The organism is Saccharospirillaceae bacterium, assembly GCA_022448365.1.
Classification (GTDB): domain Bacteria; phylum Pseudomonadota; class Gammaproteobacteria; order Pseudomonadales; family Oceanobacteraceae; genus Bacterioplanoides.
The window spans coordinates 544818-559266 of record JAKVCS010000001.1 but is presented as its reverse complement, the minus strand read 5'-3'; the positions used below and the strand labels follow the sequence as shown (position 1 = coordinate 559266).

General features: G+C 47.6%; 14 protein-coding genes. 8 read left to right on the top strand and 6 right to left on the bottom strand.

All coding sequences use genetic code 11. The features are described from left to right. Positions 1 to 2: 2 nt before the first annotated feature. Positions 3 to 335, bottom strand: coding sequence for a type 1 pili tip component (locus tag MK185_02555; protein ID MCH2039501.1), 333 nt, complete (start codon positions 333 to 335; stop codon positions 3 to 5). Positions 336 to 456: 121 nt separating this feature from the next. Here MK185_02555 and MK185_02550 point away from each other — a divergent pair, with 121 nt between their 5' ends. Beyond that, on the top strand, positions 457 to 708 hold the full coding sequence (locus MK185_02550) for a cysteine-rich CWC family protein (GenBank protein ID MCH2039500.1): 252 nt from the start codon (positions 457 to 459) through the stop codon (positions 706 to 708). Between the two features lie 24 nt (positions 709 to 732). Here MK185_02550 and MK185_02545 read toward each other — a convergent pair whose 3' ends face one another. Next, the gene (locus MK185_02545) at positions 733 to 1626 is read right to left on the bottom strand and encodes a LysR family transcriptional regulator (protein ID MCH2039499.1); all 894 of its coding nucleotides are present in this window, start codon (positions 1624 to 1626) and stop codon (positions 733 to 735) included. A 114-nt stretch (positions 1627 to 1740) separates the two neighbouring features. Here MK185_02545 and MK185_02540 point away from each other — a divergent pair, with 114 nt between their 5' ends. From MK185_02540 to MK185_02515, 6 genes are all read left to right on the top strand, one after another. Next, on the top strand, positions 1741 to 2514 hold the full coding sequence (locus MK185_02540; GenBank protein MCH2039498.1) for a ferredoxin--NADP reductase: 774 nt from the start codon (positions 1741 to 1743) through the stop codon (positions 2512 to 2514). Between the two features lie 161 nt (positions 2515 to 2675). After that, the gene (locus tag MK185_02535) at positions 2676 to 3125 is read left to right on the top strand and encodes a hypothetical protein (GenBank protein MCH2039497.1); all 450 of its coding nucleotides are present in this window, start codon (positions 2676 to 2678) and stop codon (positions 3123 to 3125) included. A 122-nt stretch (positions 3126 to 3247) separates the two neighbouring features. Further along, positions 3248 to 4276, top strand: a complete 1029-nt coding sequence (locus tag MK185_02530; protein ID MCH2039496.1) for a phospholipase A — start codon at positions 3248 to 3250, stop codon at positions 4274 to 4276. A gap of 105 nt (positions 4277 to 4381) precedes the next feature. Then, positions 4382 to 5518: an ATP-NAD kinase family protein gene (locus MK185_02525; protein MCH2039495.1), complete on the top strand. Its 1137-nt coding sequence runs from the start codon at positions 4382 to 4384 to the stop codon at positions 5516 to 5518. Between the two features lie 259 nt (positions 5519 to 5777). Further along, positions 5778 to 6029 (top strand): hypothetical protein, encoded by a 252-nt coding sequence (locus MK185_02520; protein MCH2039494.1) that lies wholly within the window; start codon positions 5778 to 5780, stop codon positions 6027 to 6029. A gap of 208 nt (positions 6030 to 6237) precedes the next feature. After that, complete coding sequence (locus MK185_02515; protein ID MCH2039493.1) at positions 6238 to 6708, top strand: hypothetical protein; 471 nt, start codon at positions 6238 to 6240, stop codon at positions 6706 to 6708. Between the two features lie 76 nt (positions 6709 to 6784). On the opposite strand, the gene MK185_02510 is transcribed toward MK185_02515, so the two are convergent. From MK185_02510 to MK185_02495, 4 genes are all read right to left on the bottom strand, one after another. Further along, positions 6785 to 7195, bottom strand: a complete 411-nt coding sequence (locus MK185_02510; protein MCH2039492.1) for a hypothetical protein — start codon at positions 7193 to 7195, stop codon at positions 6785 to 6787. Positions 7196 to 7327: 132 nt separating this feature from the next. Next, entirely contained in the window at positions 7328 to 8707 is a 1380-nt protein-coding gene (locus MK185_02505; protein MCH2039491.1) for a PhoH family protein, read from the bottom strand. Between the two features lie 413 nt (positions 8708 to 9120). Next, the gene (locus MK185_02500) at positions 9121 to 10896 is read right to left on the bottom strand and encodes a cation acetate symporter (protein ID MCH2039490.1); all 1776 of its coding nucleotides are present in this window, start codon (positions 10894 to 10896) and stop codon (positions 9121 to 9123) included. Positions 10897 to 10911: 15 nt separating this feature from the next. Continuing rightward, positions 10912 to 11175, bottom strand: a complete 264-nt coding sequence (locus MK185_02495) for a DUF4212 domain-containing protein (GenBank protein MCH2039489.1) — start codon at positions 11173 to 11175, stop codon at positions 10912 to 10914. Positions 11176 to 11579: 404 nt separating this feature from the next. On the opposite strand from MK185_02495, the gene MK185_02490 reads away from it, so the two are divergent. After that, on the top strand, positions 11580 to 14198 hold the full coding sequence (locus MK185_02490; protein MCH2039488.1) for a TonB-dependent receptor: 2619 nt from the start codon (positions 11580 to 11582) through the stop codon (positions 14196 to 14198). Positions 14199 to 14449 lie beyond the last annotated feature (251 nt).

Genomic DNA, 14449 nt, shown 5'->3' with positions numbered 1-14449 from the left:
TATCAGTGGGACTGCTTTTGCAAAACGTTCATGTGTTTACGAGTCAGATTCAGAAACCGAGGGGTCGGCCCGACGTCCTCGTATATCGGATCGCCTTCTTCATCCTGTGCTACAACTTTCTGTCCGGCTCTATACGGAAAGCCGCTGGTAAGATCATTTAATGCTGCGCTGATTAAATCTCTGAGAATCTGGTCTTTATTGCTTGAGGGAAACATTTCACACAAGGCTTCAATGCGTGCAGCGTCTTTCGTGTTCAGTTTTAAAGTGTATTCGCTGCTGGTAATTGCTTCGCCAAAATTCTCTTGCCAGTGTTGCAACAAATCGCGAGACGTCATAACTTTTCCTTATTCCGGACCGTGTTGTTTAAGAATAGATGTTTTTAGGCTGCAAGGAAGACGTGCCAACAAATGGTTACAGATTTAACCGGTTAGGATACAAACGTTTTTGTGGAGAATTATGGTCGAATATTCAGATGCCATGACCACCAATACCGATGCCGATAACGATCAGCTTTGCCCGATTTGTCTGCAGCAAAATCAGTGTGTGCTTTCCCGTGGTCAGGGCAGTATTAATGATTGCTGGTGTATGCGTCTGGAAGAAAAGATTCCCGACGAATTATTAAACATGGTTCCGGCCAATCAGCGAGGTAAAGCATGTGTCTGCGAAACGTGCCTGCAACGCTACTGGGCCGGCGAGCTTAACCGCTAGCTTAGAGAATAAACCGGTATTTATTCACGAATGTTGTACACACAACGCCAGCCAGTTGTTTAATCCGGCACTGCGATACTTTTGTCGGTGAATAATCAGGTAAAGTACTCTGGAGAAATCGCGTTCGGGCAGTTGGATATGTACCAGGTTACCGCGCTGAATCTCAGCATCGAGGCTGATCATTGATAAACAGCCGATGCCGAGACCGGTTTCCACTGCACGCTTAATCGCTTCGGTATGTTGTAATTCCAGCGTCACTGATAAGTCCGGCAACAGGCCATGCATGGCACGATCAAAGGTCTGTCGAGTACCGGAACCGGGTTCGCGTAAAATCCAGTCTGCAGCGATCAAATCCTCATCGGTGATGGCGTCACCACGTGCTTGCTTCAGTGCCAGCGGATGATTCTGGTGGCAAAAAATGGCCTGTTCATCTTCGCGCCACGCAATCACCTCCAAATCAGGATGATTAACTTCACCTTCAATCAAGCCGATATCGAGCTGGAAATTTAATACCTGCTCGGCAATCTGAGCGGTATTCGCGACGTTAAGATGCACCGGCGCTGAAGGGTTATCTTTCATATAGCGCGCCATTAACTCAACCGCGAGGTAGTTGCCGATGGTCAGTGTTGCTCCGACGTTTAGTGGCCCGGCATCAGCATGCTGCATTAACGATTGTTCGAACTCTTTAGCCTGTTGCAATAAGGCTTCGGCTTTTGGACGTAATTGCCTGCCCTGTTCATTCAGTTTCAGCCGTTTACCAATGCGATCAAACAACTGGATATCGAATTGGTTCTCAAGGTCTTTTAATGAACTGCTGGCTGCACTCTGCGACATTGCCAGTTCGCTGGCCGCACGGGTCAGGTTTTGATGGTGGGCAATGGTAAGAAAGACTTCCAGCTGACGCAGTGTGTAGCGCATAAATTTGCCTTATCGGTAAAACAGAATATCTATATGGGATTAACTGGTTTTACCGATATTTTGAGCTGCATTAAGCTGGATTGCAATAAATAACCCGATGGCCGGAGATTAATAATGAGCAACCTGATTCGAGAAACCGTGACCAGTGTGCATCACTGGAACGAAACCCTGTTCAGCTTCACAACAACACGTAATCAGGGGCTGCGTTTTAAGAATGGTCATTTCACGATGATTGGTCTGGAAGTTGAAAATAAGCCACTGTTGCGCGCCTACAGCATAGCCAGTGCCAACTACGAGGAAGAAATGGAGTTTTTTTCCATCAAAGTTCAGGACGGTCCACTGACCTCTCGTCTGCAGAAGCTGGCTGTTGGTGATGAGATTTTAGTCGGTACTAAGCCCGTTGGAACGTTGATCACCGATAGCTTATTACCGGGTAAAAATCTGTACCTGTTATCCACCGGCACCGGACTGGCGCCCTTTATGAGCATCATTAAGGACCTTGACGTTTACGAACAGTACGAAAAGGTCGTACTGACGCACGGTGTACGTTATGTATCTGAACTCGCTTATCAGGAGCGTATCGAAAACGAACTGCCTAATAACGAGTACTTTGGTGATGTCGTGCGCGATAAGCTGATTTACTACCCAACGGTGACTCGGGAAGAATATCGTAATACGGGTCGTTTGACAGATCTAATCCGCAGCGGTCAGCTAACTGCCGATATTGGTCTGGCTGACCTCGACCCGGAAAACGACCGATTTATGTTGTGTGGCAGCCCGGCGATGTTGGATGAGCTAACCGCCATGTTGGATGAATTGGGCTTCAGAGAAGCGCGCGCCGGTCAGGCAGGCCATTATGTGATTGAGCGGGCGTTCGTCGAAAAATAGCCTTGTCAGGGTTGACGTCCTGGTAACCGATTGTCCAGTTTTACCCCACTGTCTGTTTATTGGCTCAGGCAGTGGGTTTTTTTTATGCCTGAAATCTGGCACTAAACCTGCTGTAACTCATCAACTCAGGTAATCAGTCAAATTGTTGTCAGGAGAATGATATGCCCGGCTATGGCAAGGTCAGTGCAGTACTCAGAAGTCTCAATGGTGCCAGCGAAATCGGCAAAGAAATCCGGGACGCGAATTTTATCCTCGAACGGATGGAAATGAAAAAGCATCTGACCGACCTCACCGCTTACTTATCGGTGGCGAAAATGGAATTGACACTGTTACAGGAAAGCATTGATGAAAAAGATGCAGAGCTGTTGCGCCAGGCAGAAGCACTGACTTATCGCGGTAACGTAAAGCGCCGCGGTGATGGTTATTACCGTACCATCGATAATCGCCCTTATGGCCAACCTTATTGTTCTTTTTGTTGGGAGAATGATCAGAAACTGATTCATTTGCACAACCGTGTTTTGAGTAATGACATTCGTATTTGTCCCTGCTGCAAAAATGAATATCAGACTGCCCGTACCCCTTACATTGAAGCGGATGTATTGGCCGTTTGAAACGGCCGATAACAAATGAGACAAAAGTGGACAGAAAGCGGCAAACGCAGGCTTTTTTACTGGCGCATTAGGTTCCCCATAACTATTATTCGGCCATCAATTCGGACGTTGAAGGGCAGTGTATGAAACCTCTCATTTTACTGATGGGTCTGGTCATGACGCACCAGGTTTTCGCAGAGCAAAACCCGTTGCAGGACTCACCTCAGAAAGAACCTCAGGAACTGCATTGGTATGATCATCGGGCTGACGTAAAAACCACCACGGCAGAAATCGAGGTTATTGATCCCTCGGAGCTGCCGGAATCGTTCCGTAATCTGCCAGAGCTGGTTGAAAAGATTCAGGTAGAGCGTGCGGCTGCCGATAATCGGCATCTGCTGTTGCCGCATCGCCCAAATTATGTGATGCCGTTTACTTATCAGACACGCCCGGATGATCGTGAGTGGGATCGACTGATTAATCAAGTCAGTGACGGTCGTCAGCAAGGTCAGGCGGGGGAGTTTGAACATGTTGAAGCGGTATTTCAGATCAGCATTAAGTCGGTATTAGCCGAGGATCTGTGGGATAAACACAGTCGCCTGGAAGTCGGTTACACCAACCGCTCGTTCTGGCAGGCATATAACGACAAAATCTCTAAACCGTTCCGAGAAACCAACCACGAGCCTGAGTTGATGTTGTCATGGCGGCCAAAACACATTAAGTGGATCGAACACGCGGGACTGTCTCTGAACCATCAATCCAATGGCCAGACCAGTTCTTTGTCGCGCAGCTGGAATCGTGTGATTCTTGAAGGCGCATCGGTTGTCGGTAAAGGCATCTGGGTAGTCCGCACCTGGTGGCGTATTCCGGAAGGAAAAAAAGCAGACCCATTTGATCCGAGTGATAACGATAATCCAGACATCGATGATTATATGGGGCCTGGTGAACTGTATTATCTGCGTGTTATGGATAAACACATGCTCACGGTGATGGCGCGAAATAATTTCAACTTTGATGAAAATCGTGGTGCCGTGCAACTGGACTGGAGTTTCCCGTTAACCAAACGATTGAAAGGGTATTTTCAGTATTTTAACGGCTATGGTGAAAGCCTGATTGACTACAATCGCTACCAGGAGCGCTTTGGTCTTGGTATTAAATTATCTGACTGGATTTGATGACAAAATCCACGATCGGATAAAAAACCGATAAAAAGAAAACCCGGCAATCGCCGGGTTTTCTTTTGCCGGTTATAATGCTCATTTTTTCGGACGATGACCAATATGCTGACCTTTGGCCTGATTATTAATCCTTATGCTGGTATCGGTGGAGCAGTGGGTCTGAAAGGCAGTGACGGTGATGCCATTGTTGCTGAAGCGACCAGTCGTGGCGCCGAACAAAAGGCGATGATGCGAGCGGAGACTGCACTTCAGTCTTTGCTTGAGTTGAAACATCAATGTCGTTTTCTGACCTGTCCGGGTGATATGGGTGAATCCGTATTGTCGGCACTGGGTCTGGACTATCAGTTAATTGATCTCGCTTTGACCGGGCAGCGAACGTGTGCTGCTGATACTCAGTTGGCTGCCCAGATAATGGCCGAAGCTGGTATTGATGTTTTGGTGTTTGCTGGTGGTGATGGAACCGCCAGAGATATCTATGCGGCGCTGGTCGAACGAGGCCAGCAAGATATTGCAGTGCTGGGTATTCCGGCTGGAGTTAAGATTCATTCCGGGGTTTATGGTGTCACTCCAGCAGCGTCGGGGGAAGTGCTGTCGGCTCTGATTCAGGGGCAGCTGGTGGATATCAAAGAATCGGAAGTGCGCGATCTTGACGAAGATGCATTCCGCAATAATCAGGTTCGTGCCCGGCATTACGGTGATATGCGGGTTCCTCAATTAGGTCATTTTGTTCAGGCGGTTAAGCAGGGAGGGGTGGAATCCGAAGCGCTGGTGTTGGCCGATATCGCTGCTCAGGTACGCGACGATATGGATGACCATCCGGATACCCTGTATTTGATTGGTTCCGGCAAAACGACCTTAGCGGTTATGGAAGATCTTGGATTGGAGCATACCTTATTGGGTGTTGATGCTGTGCTTAATGGTGAACTGTTGGCCAGTGATATAAATGAAAGCGATATATTGTCATTATTTGAGCAATACCCGGAACGTAGAGCAATTTTAAGTGTGATGGGAGGCCAGGGGCACATTATTGGTCGTGGTAATCAGCAATTCAGTGCGCGGGTATTAACGATGTTAGGTAAAGAGAACATGTACCTGATTTCAACTAAAACCAAATTGCTCAGCTTAGAAGGACGTCCACTGTTGATTGATTCTGGCGATCCGCAATTGGATAAGAACTGGGCTGGTACAATCGAGGTCATTACAGGGTATCGTGATATCGTTGTCCAAAATGTCAGGTAGATCGGATTCCTTTGGTTATTATCTGCGCACATATGATGTGATGGTCAATAGCAATTACTAACTACTGCAGCCTGGGCATCAGTAACAAACAGAAACGTTTTTATAATCTCCGAGTTCTCTAGGTAAAGTTTTTAAAAAACAAAGACTTACGATTTATTTCTGGTGGAAGTACAGCGCTGACTAATGGTTGACGCGGGTGCCTGTTGACTGATTTGTAAACTGTCTTAAACTCGCTCTCCATAAGTTTTTAGGAGTGCATATGAAGTGTTGTTATTGCCAGCAGAGTGTCCTTTCTGCTGAGCCTATTACGGTATCCGGTGTTGGCCCTGCCCACAAATCCTGTTTTGAAAAGAGTCTGATAGAACAAAGGATATTTCATCATCTGAACCTGCGTTCGTTGCCGATCGAAGAGTTACATGAATTATTTGATATGGTGAAGATGGAATTAAATGTTCGTGATGCGCAACATACACAGGTCGATGTTTGGGATGAGGTTACTTTATTTGGATAATTTTTAAGCGATATTATCGATATCAGATGTAATTGACCGAATTTTACGTCTTATCAATCCCAATATAATATTCTTGTATTGCCTTATTCTGGATATCCGTTAATATCGCACCAGTGCCGCATTCTGCGGTTAATCGCAATCTATAAAACCGGGTCGGCTATAAAGCTGCGGGCGTTTTATTTATTATTTATAATATTTGGGGTCTTAAGTGAGCGTATTTGCCACCGATATCGATAAGCAAATCCAACAACACCAGCTGAAAATTCAGGAACTGGAAAAGCTGAAAGTTGATCAGGAAAAGAAATTCGAAGGTATCAAAGAATTTGAAGTTCAGATTAAACGCCTGTGCAATCAGAATAGCCTGACGGAAGAAGAACTGTACGTATCCCGTGCCGACAAGATTGAAGAATGGCTGGTAAGCATGGCTAAAGCAGAAACGCCATCTTCTATCTACAAAAATCTGAAGAAGCACTTCGAAAAAGTCATTGCCAAAGAAGCTCGTGGTGGCGGCAAAGCGGAGAAAGTATCTACTCTGCCGAAGCCAAAACTGCCCGTTGGTGAATATCAGAATCCAGCTACCAATGAAAAGGTAGAAAAGATTAAGCGTAATCCACGTCAGCTGGATGAGTGGATTGCTGAATATGGCTTTGAAATCGTAAAAACCTGGAAAGTGGGTTAATAGATTCAGCGCTGATACACGACATAAAAAAACCGCCAACTGGCGGTTTTTTTATGTCGAAAGGAAAAGATATTCCTCAGAACAGGTTCAGCACCAATGCGGCTTGCTCACAGTGATCTTTTTTCTTCAGGTCACTCTTTTGTTTGGACTGGTCCGACTTGATCCAGGTGTAACTGGAGGGGGAACCTTTACAAATGGTTAAACCTAATACGTTATTTTTTGATTTGACGAACAGATTCATATTCACCAGACCACGGGTACGTGAGCGCAGGTATATCTTCTTCGGCGACGTAGTATAAGAACGCAGACCATCCTTAGAAGTCACGTTCATACTTTGTCCTGCCGGCGCGTTAACAAAAACGGCATCATCGCGGATTTCCAGGCTGGTCCAATTCGAGTCTGTTTCAAACTCCAGTTCATAGATTTTTTCGGCTGCCAGCAGGTTGGCAGAAGCTGCGATTAGAGCAGCACAGATTATTGCTTTCATAGGCCTTCCGTGGATTCTCCGGAGGTGGCTGATCAGGTTTTCGGGGGCCTTGGCCCCCGAAAAATTCAAATAGTTATAGTTATATAGTTCACGTTTCTTATATCGTCAAAGTTTGAACCGGAATTTCCCCTGTTACAGATGGTTTTCGGCGTATTCCGCCAACACCGATCTTGGTGAGCCTTCCAGATGCACTGTGCCTCCGTGGTCAAACTCTTTAAAACGCTCGATCAGATAGGTCAAACCCGAGCTGATGGGGTTCAGGTAAGGCGTATCGATCTGTGCCAGATTGCCTAAACACACCACCTTACTGCCGGCACCTGCGCGGGTAATAATGGTTTTAATCTGGTGCGGCGTCAGGTTCTGACATTCGTCGATCAGAATCAGGCTGTGCTGAAAACTTCGGCCACGAATGTAATTCAGTGATTTAAACTGCAAAGGCACTTTCTGCAAAATATAATCCACACTGGAAGGAGAATGCTCATCATCGCTGTGCAATGCTTCAAGGTTGTCGGTGATCGCGCCTAACCACGGTTCCATTTTTTCAGCTTCAGTGCCGGGCAGATAGCCAATATCTTCATCCAGCCCACGGGTACTGCGCGTCGCAATAATGCGGCGAAATTGTGCTGTGGCAACGGTCATTTCTATCGCGGCTGCCAGCGCCAGAATGGTTTTTCCGGAACCGGCCTGCCCGGTCAGAGTGACCAGGTGTACGTCCGGGTCGAGAAGCAGATTTAATGCGATGGCTTGGGGTATATCCCGTGGGGTTAACCCCCAGGCACTTCGCCCCAATAGCTGTTCTGCCGGTAAATCCTGCAGCACCGCCGTTTTCTCCTCCATGGCAACTACCTTGGCAATAAAACCGGTTTCATCGATGATAAAACGATTCAGGAACAGCTCTTCCGGAAGATTACTTCTCGGAATTCTGTGGTAGGTTCCGGTTTCATCGTGGAAGGTTTCAACCTTATCCTGACTCTCCCAAAAGGAGTCGGCATAGGTGTGGTATCCGGTTTCTAATAACGAGACATCGTCCAGTAATTGGTCGTTTTGATAGTCCTGAGCGCCGACACCGCAGCCGCGAGCCTTCAGGCGCATGTTAATATCTTTGGTAATCAGTACGACATTCCGGCGCGGATATTTCTCTTGCAGACTGACCAGGCTGTTGATGATTTTATTGTCGTTGAGATGGCTTGGTAGTGTCTGATTTTTACTCTCAAAATTATCCAGTAATATCGAGAAGTGCCCTTGAATGTTGCCATCCGGGCGCACGATAGGCACGCCTTTGGCAATTTCAGTGGGTGATGCATCGCCAATAATCCGGTCGATTTGCCGGATGGCCTCGCGACAGTCGGTCGCAATTGATGCTTTGCCCATTTTTAACTTATCCAGTTCCTCCAGTACGGTCATTGGTATCACCACCTGGTGTTCCTCAAAATTGAGAATCGCCTGTGGGTCGTGAATCAATACATTGGTATCGAGTACGTACAGTTTGGTAGCGGACTTTGTTGCAGCCATACAGTCATTCTCCATGGCAGTGGGGGAGTGTGTAATCAGGAACGAGCGATATTAAGCAGGGATTCGGTAGTGAAGCGTGACGACGCAGTGTGGGCGGTTCCAGAGAGAAGCAAGCGACGGGCAAAAATAAGGTTGTCGGGATAAAAAGCCGCTGAAAGCACAGCGAAAGAGGGTGCGACAGAGCATGATACTGCCGTTGTCTGGTGTCAGAACGTCCGCTGCTGATACTGTGCGGACGCCATATAAAGCCATGGTTTGCCGTCAAGTGTATCTCCTTTGCTTTCCTTCACTATGTTGGCTTTTTTCCGGCTTGGCAAGTGTCGATTTTGTTACATCTTTTCAGCGGTTATCGAAAAATTGCATAAAAAAAGCCCGGTTCCGACCGGGCTTCTGTGGGGTTGTTGTTTAGACGCTCAGTGATTCTGAGCGGCAGCCGCGCCCTTGGGTATACGGATATCTTCGATCATATGACGGATATTGTCGGGAACGGGAGCGGTAATACTTGACACGATGAAGGCCGTTGTAAAGTTCAGCAGCGCTCCAACGGCACCAAATGCCTCTGGTGCGATCCCTAATAACCAGTTATCCGGCGTATTGGCCAGCATGTTGGTACCGGATACGAAGAACCAGCCCTTGTAGGTGAAGATGTAAAGCAGTGTTGAGGTCAGACCAACCAGCATACCGCTGACTGCGCCAGCATTATTCACCCTGGTACTGAAGATACCCATCATCAGGACCGGGAAGATCGAGGATGCAGCCAGGCCGAAGGCCAGTGCGACGACCTGGGCGGCAAAGCCCGGCGGATTCAGGCCAAGGTATCCGGCAACCAGAATGGCCCCTGCCATGGCGATACGTGCGGCCATCAATTCCTGTTGTTCATTGATCTGAGGCATAAAGGTGCTTTTCAGCAGGTCATGCGATATGGCTGACGAAATCGCTAGCAACAAGCCTGCGGCAGTCGACAATGCCGCTGCCAGACCACCGGCAGCCACCAGAGCGATGACCCAGTTAGGCAGATTTGCGATTTCAGGGTTTGCCAGCACCATGATGTCGCGATCAACTTTGGTCATCTCGTTACCTTTCCAGCCAAACTCTTGAGCTTTCGCAGCAAACTCAGGGTTTTTGTCGTCGTAATACTGGATACGGCCATCGTTGTTCTTGTCTTCAAATTTCAGCAGTCCCGTCGTTTCCCAGTTGCGGAACCAGTCGGGACGTTCCGCGTAGAGCAGATTACCCTCCGTAGTCCCCACTTCGCCGTGCTGAATGGTGTTGGTCAGGTTTAGACGTGCCATGGATCCCACTGCGGGAGCTGTGGTGTAGAGAATGGCAATAAACAGCAGTGCCCAGCCGGCGGAGGTACGCGCATCAGATACCTTCGGCACGGTGAAGAAGCGGATAATGACGTGTGGAAGTCCTGCTGTACCCATCATCAGCGACAGCGTGTACATCAGCATGTTGAATGAGCCGCCTTTTTGCGCGGTGTATTCGGCGAACCCTAAATCGACCAGCGTCTGGTCAAGTTTCAGCAGTAACGGCGTGCCATCCGCGGTATCACTCAGCAGACCCAGTTGGGGCAATGGATTCCCCGTCAGATTCAGAGAAATAAATACCGCTGGAACGGTGTAAGCAAAAATCAGTACACAGTATTGAGCGATCTGGGTGTAGGTCACACCTTTCATTCCACCCAGGACGGCGTAGAAAAATACGATGCCCATGCCCGCATACAAGCCTGAGGCATAGTCCACGTCGAGAAAACGAGAGAAAGCCACACCGATGCCTTTCATTTGGCCAATAACGTAAGTTAACGAGGCAATGATCAAACACACAACCGCGACAATCCGAGCGGTGCGGGAGTAGTAACGATCACCAATAAAATCCGGCACGGTGAATTTACCGAATTTACGCAGGTAAGGAGCGAGGCACAGAGCGAGCAATACATAACCGCCCGTCCAGCCCATTAGGAAAATAGAGGCGTCATAGCCTTTAAAGGCAATCAGTCCGGCCATGCCAATAAACGAAGCCGCCGACATCCAGTCAGCACCGGTAGCCATACCATTGGCAATCGGATGAACACCACCGCCAGCGGCGTAGAACTCTCCGGTCGTACCGGCACGCGCCCAAACCGCAATCCCCATATACAATGCGAAGGTTGCTCCAACAATCAAATAGGTTAACGTTTGCAGATCCATAATTCGCTCCTCAGATTAGTCGTCAACGCCAAATTCACGATCAAGTTCACGCATTTTTTTGGCGTAGAAGAACACAATGAACAGGAACACATAGATAGAGCCTTGTTGTGCAAACCAGAACCCGAGGCCGACACCATTCAGCGGAATCACATCCAGCACCTCCCGTAACAAGATGCCAAAGCCATAAGAAACCACGGCCCATAAGAGCAGCAATTTCAGCATCAGGCTGATATTTTTGTGCCAGTACGCTCGCTTATCGTCTTCAGACTTAAAAGCCATAATCCCCTCTCCTCGTTTTTATCAGATACATCCCAAAACTAGGGCAGTCACGCAATTGAAAGAAGATAGACCTTGGTAGTAGCTGGATAAGTATCTCGATATCAGCATCATTGAAAGTAATTAAAATTCAATAAAAACAACAGCTTATCGGAATTCCTTGGTGTTGATTTTGGATGTGGGGAGACCTTGGTATTAGTCGATTTGGTCGTTGATATGGTTGACAGAGGAAGATGTATCACATTTCAGCAGAGAATAATTTCACCTATCTGTACGCCCCGGTCATATCGCCGTCATAATTTACTCTTAATCTCCTTTTTATCTGGTCTATACCAAAAATATTTTTACAGAAATGAACGGAACATCGTTTACGACGTTCAGCTTTTAGGAAATACGAGGGGGGATTTATGGATAAGTTTGCAAAACACATGTTGTCATTGGCTATCGCCGGAGCATTTTCAGGATACAGTTTTTCAGCACTGGCAGAGACCAGCAATGAAACTTCGTCCGACGTCAATGGCGATATTGAAGAAGTCGTTGCGGTCGGGGTGATTTTTCAGGGACAGGCTAAGGCCGTCGATACTCAGCGGAATTCGGATAGAATTCTGAATGTTATTTCGGCTGACGGTATTGGTAAGTTACCTGATCGTAATGCCGCCGAGGCGGTACAGCGCCTGCCGGGTGTCTCGATCGAACGTGACCAGGGTGAAGGCCGTTTTGTTGCGGTTCGTGGACTACCGGCACAGTGGAGTTCTGCTTCAGTGAACGGTGACCGTATACCGACAGCGGAAGAAGAAACCACTTCGCGCGCCACAGCATTTGATTTCTTTCCGACTGAAATGATCGAAAGCATCGAAGTGAGTAAAGCCATTACCCCAGATATGGAGGGTGATGCCATTGGTGGTAACGCGAATTTTATTACCCGCAAAGCCCCGGAAGATACGGTGCTGGATGTGACCTTGGGTACCAACTATAACGAGAAAGCGGATAAAACCGGTTATAACATTAATGTGATGGCTGGCGACCGCAGTGAGGATGGTAAGTTCGGCTATATCGTCAATGCGACAACCAATTATCGTAACTGGGCGACGGATAACTTTGAGCCACGCCGCAACAGTGACGGCAGCATCTATCGTCTGGAGCTGCGCGATTACACCGGTAAGCGCGATACTCGCGGTTTAAACGGTGCGGTTGAATATAACTTCGATAACGGCGACAGCATTTATGCCCGTACCTTGTATGGCTCATTAACCGACGATGAAACCCATTATAAGCATCGTTACCGCTTCGATAAACAAAGCCGCGATCCACAGTCCGGAGCAGTTTCAGGTGGTCGTGTTGAAGTGCAACATATTCATGACATCCTGAAGACCGAACTGAAAGCACACGAATTCGGCGGTGAGCATTTTATTACTCAAGACAGTAAACTCGACTGGAAACTAGCCACGTACGACAATCACTTTTATTACGGTGATTCACCTAACGGTAAAGACAACAGCTACTTTGTTGCCAAATTTACCCAGAAAAATGTAGTGTTTGATGGGCTGCAATACGACGCCGATGGCGAAGGTCGTTCAAATAATATAATTGATGGTGGCAGCAGTTCGGCGAGTAAGCCATCTACCCATTTACCCTCTGGGTTCAAAATGGACCCAACACAAATGAAACTGGCCGATATTAATTTGTATAAAGTCGATGTACGGGAAAAAGACAAGATTGTTGCACAGCTGGATTTCAGTCACGATGTGAATTACGACCTGCAAATAAAAACGGGTCTTAAATATCGTCAGAAAGAACGTAAAGCCAGCTTCTCCGACGAGTTTTACACCTGGTCAGACAGTACAACAACGCCGGTACTGTCAGATTTCAAGTTAAAAAACCAGCCTGGTCGCAGTGACTATTTAAGTGATATTAATGCAAATTACGATAAAGATTTCAGTCAGGTCGCCAGCATGTCTGATCTGGAAGATTTCTGGAATAATAACCGCGATAAATTTGAATTTGTTGATGGCGACTCCGCCACGATAGCAAACGGTGGTGCCTTAAGCCGTAACTTCGATGTGGAGGAAACGCATACCGCGGCTTACGGCATGGCGACGTATCAAGTCAATGATGAAACCAAAGTGGTGGGTGGTATCCGTATCGAAAAAACCCAAACGGATGTGGATGGTTATCTGCAGGAAAACGGTGTGACCAGGCCCCGCAGCGAAAGCAAAGATTACACCTCCGTATTACCTTCTTTACACGTAACCCATGCACTGACGGAAGATCAGAATTTGCGTGTCGCACTCACGCGCACGTTTGCCCGCCCGGACTTTGGCGCACTGACGCCGGGTGGAAGTTACAACGAAGCCGATAACGTCTTAAAAAGTGGTAACCCAGATCTGGACCCGACGTATTCTGAGAATCTCGATGTGATGTTTGAGCAATACTACGGCGACGTGGGTCTGGTATCGGCAGGGGCGTTTTATAAACACATCAGCGACCCGATTTTCTCTGATAAAGGCACTACCAGCTTTCGTGGCCAAACAGTGAAAACCGTTCGTGAAGAAAATGGAGATGCTGCCTGGTTAGGGGGGGTTGAGTTTGCCTTCAGCCGGCGACTCGATTTTGTTATGGACTCTCTGTACAACTTTGGTGTGCAGGCGAACTACACCCGTATGCGTTCGGTGATGGAGCTACCAAACGGTCGCAAGACTCGTATTCCTCGTCAGGCAGACAGCTTGTACAACGCTTCGGTATTCTATGACGACAGCAAATACGCCGTTCGTTTAGCGGTTAACCACAAGGGTGATTATATTCTGGAGCACGGTGACAACCGTTCTTCTGATGAAATCTATGGCGACAACATGAGTGTTGATCTGAGTGCTTCTTACACTCACAGTGACGACCTGATGTTCTATATCGATATGAACAACATCACCAACGAACCTCTGAAGTACTACCTGGGCAGTAAAAAGCGTCCATTGCAAACCGAGTATTACGGGTACCGTATGAGTGCAGGGATTAAATACAGCTTTTTCTGACTGAACTAACAGCAGCCATGGTGCTGCATACCGTTAACCTTCTTTCCGGTTGGGCCGTTACCGTTTCGAATAAGAAAGAGCGGGTAGCGGCCTTTTTTGTCCAGAAGATACCAAATGTTACCTGAAATAAGAGGCATATTGACGGTATTGGCTTAAACCGGTATTGAACACCTAGTCAATACTGGTTACCTTGCCGACCGCTTCGGTGGACACAGTTTGGTGACGATGTCGCCTCGCCAACGAGAGCGCTA

Excerpts from the sequence above, each read along its gene's own strand:
- MK185_02510 (MCH2039492.1), bottom strand. The coding sequence starts at position 7,195 with ATGAAAGCAATAATCTGTGCTGCTCTAATCGCAGCTTCTGCCAACCTG.
- MK185_02500 (MCH2039490.1), bottom strand. The coding sequence starts at position 10,896 with ATGGATCTGCAAACGTTAACCTATTTGATTGTTGGAGCAACCTTCGCA.
- MK185_02555 (MCH2039501.1), bottom strand. The coding sequence starts at position 335 with ATGACGTCTCGCGATTTGTTGCAACACTGGCAAGAGAATTTTGGCGAA.
- MK185_02490 (MCH2039488.1), top strand. The coding sequence starts at position 11,580 with ATGGATAAGTTTGCAAAACACATGTTGTCATTGGCTATCGCCGGAGCA.
- MK185_02520 (MCH2039494.1), top strand. The coding sequence starts at position 5,778 with ATGAAGTGTTGTTATTGCCAGCAGAGTGTCCTTTCTGCTGAGCCTATT.
- MK185_02550 (MCH2039500.1), top strand. The coding sequence starts at position 457 with ATGGTCGAATATTCAGATGCCATGACCACCAATACCGATGCCGATAAC.
- MK185_02545 (MCH2039499.1), bottom strand. The coding sequence starts at position 1,626 with ATGCGCTACACACTGCGTCAGCTGGAAGTCTTTCTTACCATTGCCCAC.
- MK185_02505 (MCH2039491.1), bottom strand. The coding sequence starts at position 8,707 with ATGGCTGCAACAAAGTCCGCTACCAAACTGTACGTACTCGATACCAAT.
- MK185_02525 (MCH2039495.1), top strand. The coding sequence starts at position 4,382 with ATGCTGACCTTTGGCCTGATTATTAATCCTTATGCTGGTATCGGTGGA.
- MK185_02530 (MCH2039496.1), top strand. The coding sequence starts at position 3,248 with ATGAAACCTCTCATTTTACTGATGGGTCTGGTCATGACGCACCAGGTT.
- MK185_02535 (MCH2039497.1), top strand. The coding sequence starts at position 2,676 with ATGCCCGGCTATGGCAAGGTCAGTGCAGTACTCAGAAGTCTCAATGGT.
- MK185_02540 (MCH2039498.1), top strand. The coding sequence starts at position 1,741 with ATGAGCAACCTGATTCGAGAAACCGTGACCAGTGTGCATCACTGGAAC.
- MK185_02495 (MCH2039489.1), bottom strand. The coding sequence starts at position 11,175 with ATGGCTTTTAAGTCTGAAGACGATAAGCGAGCGTACTGGCACAAAAAT.